Source organism: Syntrophomonas sp. (genome assembly GCF_028707975.1).
GTDB lineage: Bacteria > Bacillota > Syntrophomonadia > Syntrophomonadales > Syntrophomonadaceae > Syntrophomonas.
Genome location: NZ_JAQVZX010000130.1, coordinates 1 through 4,273 on the forward strand (window position 1 = coordinate 1; position 4,273 = coordinate 4,273).

At 40.0% G+C, this 4,273-nt stretch carries 6 protein-coding genes; 2 read left to right on the plus strand and 4 right to left on the minus strand.

Annotation, left to right across the window (positions count from 1 at the left end; genetic code table 11):
* Nucleotides 1-122: 122 nt before the first annotated feature.
* The 3 genes from PHP87_RS10975 to PHP87_RS10985 form a co-directional block, all read right to left on the minus strand.
* A complete protein-coding gene (locus tag PHP87_RS10975) occupies nt 123-1,730 on the minus strand; it encodes a M56 family metallopeptidase (RefSeq protein WP_299921302.1) in 1,608 nt (535 codons plus the stop codon).
* A 5-nt stretch (nt 1,731-1,735) separates the two neighbouring features.
* Nucleotides 1,736-2,107 carry a BlaI/MecI/CopY family transcriptional regulator gene (locus tag PHP87_RS10980; RefSeq protein WP_061214643.1) on the minus strand — a complete coding sequence of 124 codons (372 nt, stop codon included), beginning with the start codon at nt 2,105-2,107 and terminating at the stop codon, nt 1,736-1,738.
* Between the two features lie 272 nt (nt 2,108-2,379).
* Nucleotides 2,380-2,955: a nitroreductase family protein gene (locus PHP87_RS10985; protein ID WP_299921305.1), complete on the minus strand. Its 576-nt coding sequence runs from the start codon at nt 2,953-2,955 to the stop codon at nt 2,380-2,382.
* A 233-nt stretch (nt 2,956-3,188) separates the two neighbouring features.
* Between PHP87_RS10985 and vapB the strand changes: the two genes are divergently transcribed.
* Together vapB and PHP87_RS10995 are read left to right on the plus strand one after the other, a co-directional pair.
* A complete protein-coding gene (gene vapB, locus PHP87_RS10990) occupies nt 3,189-3,416 on the plus strand; it encodes an antitoxin (RefSeq protein WP_299921307.1) in 228 nt (75 codons plus the stop codon).
* Nucleotide 3,417: 1 nt separating this feature from the next.
* Nucleotides 3,418-3,819, plus strand: coding sequence for a type II toxin-antitoxin system VapC family toxin (locus PHP87_RS10995; RefSeq protein ID WP_299921309.1), 402 nt, complete (start codon nt 3,418-3,420; stop codon nt 3,817-3,819).
* Here the strand turns inward: PHP87_RS10995 and PHP87_RS11980 are convergent.
* Complete coding sequence (locus tag PHP87_RS11980) at nt 3,751-3,972, minus strand: DUF881 domain-containing protein (protein ID WP_366942936.1); 222 nt, start codon at nt 3,970-3,972, stop codon at nt 3,751-3,753. The two genes, PHP87_RS10995 and PHP87_RS11980, sit on opposite strands and share 69 nt — an antisense overlap.
* Between the last annotated feature and the right edge of the window lie 301 nt (nt 3,973-4,273).

Sequence of the window (4,273 nt, forward strand, 5' to 3'; positions counted from 1 at the left end):
AAATTTCCCATTCCCTTTTGCTTGGCCTTACCAGGATTAACAAAAAACGGATGCGCCCGGGCAGATTTTTCATGGCATTGCCAAAAACCTGCTCTGCCCAGCTTTAACTAAATGATAATTATCTAGTTTTTAACCCGGGCATACTTGAAATTGAGTTCTCCATTATATTTTGGTATAAACAAATTGTCGCTCTTTTCTATATTTGCTCCAAAACCCAACTCTCTAAAGAACTCTATATAGCCACCCTTTGATTCTAAAGTCTCCAGCATTTTTTCACTATTACCGATAGCTTTAATAACATAAGGATTGTTACACGGAGTACCGTTAATTCGAATCTTGTCTCCCGAACATTCTATTTCACTACTGGCAATCAAGCGTTCATCATTTATTGAGATGGCTTCGGCACCTGCTTTTATTAACTCATTAACAGTAAGAAGAATATCAGTATCATGAACCAGCAATCCATGTTCAGGAATTCCTTTTGTATTATTATCTGCAGCTTGATCAGAAAGGTTTACTATTATCCCCGGTCCCTCCACATCAGCCGTTCCTGCCACTATTTGATTGTTTTGCAAATCACTAAGCAGTTGATTGTATGAGCTCTCATCTATATTGGCTCTTGCATCAGGATTTTTACTATCCTGAGCATTAGTGCAGCCGAGTACCCCCATAACAATAAATATCACAAGAGCCGCAAGCGTTAAGTTATGCGATTCCTTTTTATAATTGGCAATCATGCTAACCCTCCTTATAATGTGTGGCTTTCTCGTTAAGATTCCTGTTGTTCCAGGAATCCATTGGGTTTTAATAGTCATCTCCAATAAACGAATAATTGTATGTCCATATTCTTTATGTTTTTCAGGTGCCAATCTTGATAAAACCAGGGCATCACATGATAGCTCGCAGTCATGACGCATTCTGTAAAAACCATACCATATCACGGGATTGAACCAGTGCAAGATTTGCAAAATGACGGTTATCCAGTTAATAAGGATGTCCTTTCTTTTCCAATGCGCTAATTCATGCAACGCAATATAGTTAAAATCACCAGCACCAAGTGATTTAACCATAGAATCGGGCAGCAACAAAATTGGATTTATCAGCCCAAACAATGCCGGGCTTGATACCTGCCTGGTTGTAACAATCGCGAATCTTTTTGAGATATTCATGCTTGACTTGCATTCTTCTAATTCTGCTATGATTGATGAATTGTTAATTATCGGTTCGGACTTGATTTTATATAACAGCTTGAGATTTATGATCAGGGTATATGTGGCCAGCGCAAAAACTCCTGCCAGCCAAATTATAATGAATATGTTTCTCCGGTCTGAATCTTTCATATTTACTGATTTTCTGTACTCGTTTAAACTTCCGGCAACCCCTTGGTTGTTTTGTATTCTATAATCAGCATCTCTTGCTGAAATGCCGGTTGCATCTGTAATACCTATAGCTGGATGCTTTGCTTCCCCCAAATAATCATAAATATTATCAGAATGCATATTTTGACTATTCTGATTCAATAGATTATAGATACTAACCGGACTCTGGGGAGTAAACGGAATAATTAATCTTAAAAGTAGCAGAAACCATATATAATAATGCCAATTTGCTCCCAGCTTATGCTTGAATACAAATTTAACCGACAAAATCAGGCAAATTAATATAGTTCCCATCAGTGAAGACAGCATTATCCAATCAAAGAGTGATGAAATTACCGGCAAATTTACCATCCGCTTTACTCCTTATCATCGAGAGTACGTCTTAGTTGCTCAATTTCCTGTTGCGACAGTTTTTCTTCTTCTATAAAACTAGCCAGCATTAGATTAAGGGAACCATTAAATACTTTTTTCAGGAAAAAATCACTTTCTGCTTTTATGCTATCGCGTTCTGAGACTATCGGGTAGTATAAATATGATTTTCCTTCCTGGTAATATCCCAATACTTTTTTGTCTACCAATCGTCTAAGCATTGTCTTAATTGTTTTAGGTTTCCAATAGCTTGTGTTTGCCAGTTCGTCAATTACTTCACTTGCTTTAACCGGTGAATCAGCCCAAATCACCTTCATTACCTGCCATTCTGCATCCGATATCTGTGGAACTTCCTGCACATCAAACCCTCCTTTCGATTACATTTGTAAGCTTGTATATAAGCCTACATCTGTAATCTTAATATGTCCACAATTATTTAATATTTTTGATATTTATTGGAGTACCCAAAAAAAAACGAGGGCTGGTTTAGCCCCCGTTCCTAATTAGACTATATTTGGATTGTATGTACTTACTGAAGCTACTAGCTTTCTTGGCCATCGGTGGCAAAAGGATAGCGGCTGATTTATTGCAACCAGTCAAGGCAACCAGTCGCAAAACCGGGGGCCTGGGATCAGATAATCTCATAACGTCCCGGTTTTCTTTTCGGCGCCTGGGGAGAAACAGCCGGATACCCCAACGTAACCGCAGCTATAAACTTGCCCTTGCCGGGTGCAAACGTTTTCTCCAGGACATCACCAAAGCCGGTTGATAAAGGCGCAGTCATCCAACAAGAGCCGACCCCTTTATCATAGGCCATCAGGCAAAGATTCTGAATCGCCGCGGAGGTTGACTCGACCGCAATGATATCATAATCTTTGCTGGGCTTTAACAGGAAAACCAGTATGCAAACCCTGGCATTGCCAAGACCAGTTAAAAATCCCAGGGTCTCGCTAACTACCTCGGGATTGTTGGGGAAACGTTTCTCCAATACCGCCCTGGTCTTTACACTAACTTCCTGAAAAATGCCCCGCAACTTTTCCATCTGTTCTTGACTCTGAATCGCCAGGAAATACCAGGGTTGATTGTTGACGGCAGATGGTGCCATGACTGCACCTTCCAGAATATCTTGCAAGACCTCCGGTTCAATCGGCTTGTCCAAGTACTTTCTAATACTCCTTCGACCAAAAATAGCCTCCCGGGTTTCCATTCAAAACACCTCCTTGAACTCAGCTTAGCAAATCCATCGAAACCTAACAAGGTACGTTCTTCCTGTTGCTTGATTTACATTAACACGGTTTTTGCTATATAAGACTCTGATGTATTAACAAAAATCATAATCTCCAGGGTAGAATTGATAACCTTGCCACCTTCTTTGACAAGTAAATATCGATGATATATACTGCAGTATATATCATGATTCATATATGGGGGTTGATTATTTTGGATACAGCTAAAATTTTTATTAACGGCAGAAGTCAGGCGGTTCGATTGCCGAAAGATTATCGTTTTGATGGAAATGAAGTGTATGTGAAAAAAATTGACGATATTGTGGTTTTGATTCCTATGGATAGCGTATGGACAATACTTGAATCGGGCACCCATTACTTTACTGAAGATTTTATGGCGGATAGAAAGCAGCCCGAAATTCAGGACCGGGAAGAATTATAATATGCAATACATGCTCGACACCAATATCTGTATCTATATTATTAAGAAAAAACCGGCTGCGGTTTTTCGAGTTTTTCAAACCCTTAAGCCGGGCGATATCTGTGTTTCATCCGTGACCTATGCCGAACTCCAATACGGTGTATATAAAAGTCAAGATGAGGCACGGAATAGAATCGCCCTGCTTAATTTTCTTGCTCCTATTGAAATCCTTCCTTTCTCAGACCGAGCTGCTGTAGTCTATGGAGAAATAAGGGCTGCTCTTGAAAACCGGGGACAAGTGATTGGCCCTTATGACCTATTGATTGCCGCTCATGCCTTGTCCGAGAAGCTTATTTTAGTTAGCAACAATACTAAAGAATTTGGCCGAATTCCCCGACTGCAGATTCAAAACTGGGCTGAATAGGCCAGTTGTAGTACCATTAATTCGAATCTTGTCTCCCGAACATTCTATTTCACTACTGGCAATCAAGCGTTCATCATTTATTGAGATGGCTTCGGCACCTGCTTTTATTAACTCATTAATCCAGCTGTCAATCACGGGACAGGTTGAAACCACTAAAAAAATCCTTTTAAAACACAAAAAGCATACCCAACCGTAGTATAAATGAGTCGCGTCAACAAATATACGGGAGGGATGCTTTTTATGTTAGTTGAAACAGTTCCTGACACTAATAGCCCTTTTTCTCTATCCAGGCCATAATCCCCGTTAAACTCATTTTTAAAACATTGCTTACTTAATTACGTTATCCCTCAGGACATCCCACTTTTCACTGGATAGCAACCCCAGCCGCCACAAAGCTATACCCCCCAGTTTATACTTCTTGGCCTGACCAATTTTGCTTTCCAAGCTTTCGGGG

What these genes read in the sequence shown, in the direction of transcription:
- PHP87_RS10975 (WP_299921302.1), bottom strand. Translation starts at nt 1,730, where the DNA reads ATGGTAAATTTGCCGGTAATTTCATCACTCTTTGATTGGATAATGCTG.
- PHP87_RS10985 (WP_299921305.1), bottom strand. Translation starts at nt 2,955, where the DNA reads ATGGAAACCCGGGAGGCTATTTTTGGTCGAAGGAGTATTAGAAAGTAC.
- PHP87_RS10995 (WP_299921309.1), top strand. Translation starts at nt 3,418, where the DNA reads ATGCAATACATGCTCGACACCAATATCTGTATCTATATTATTAAGAAA.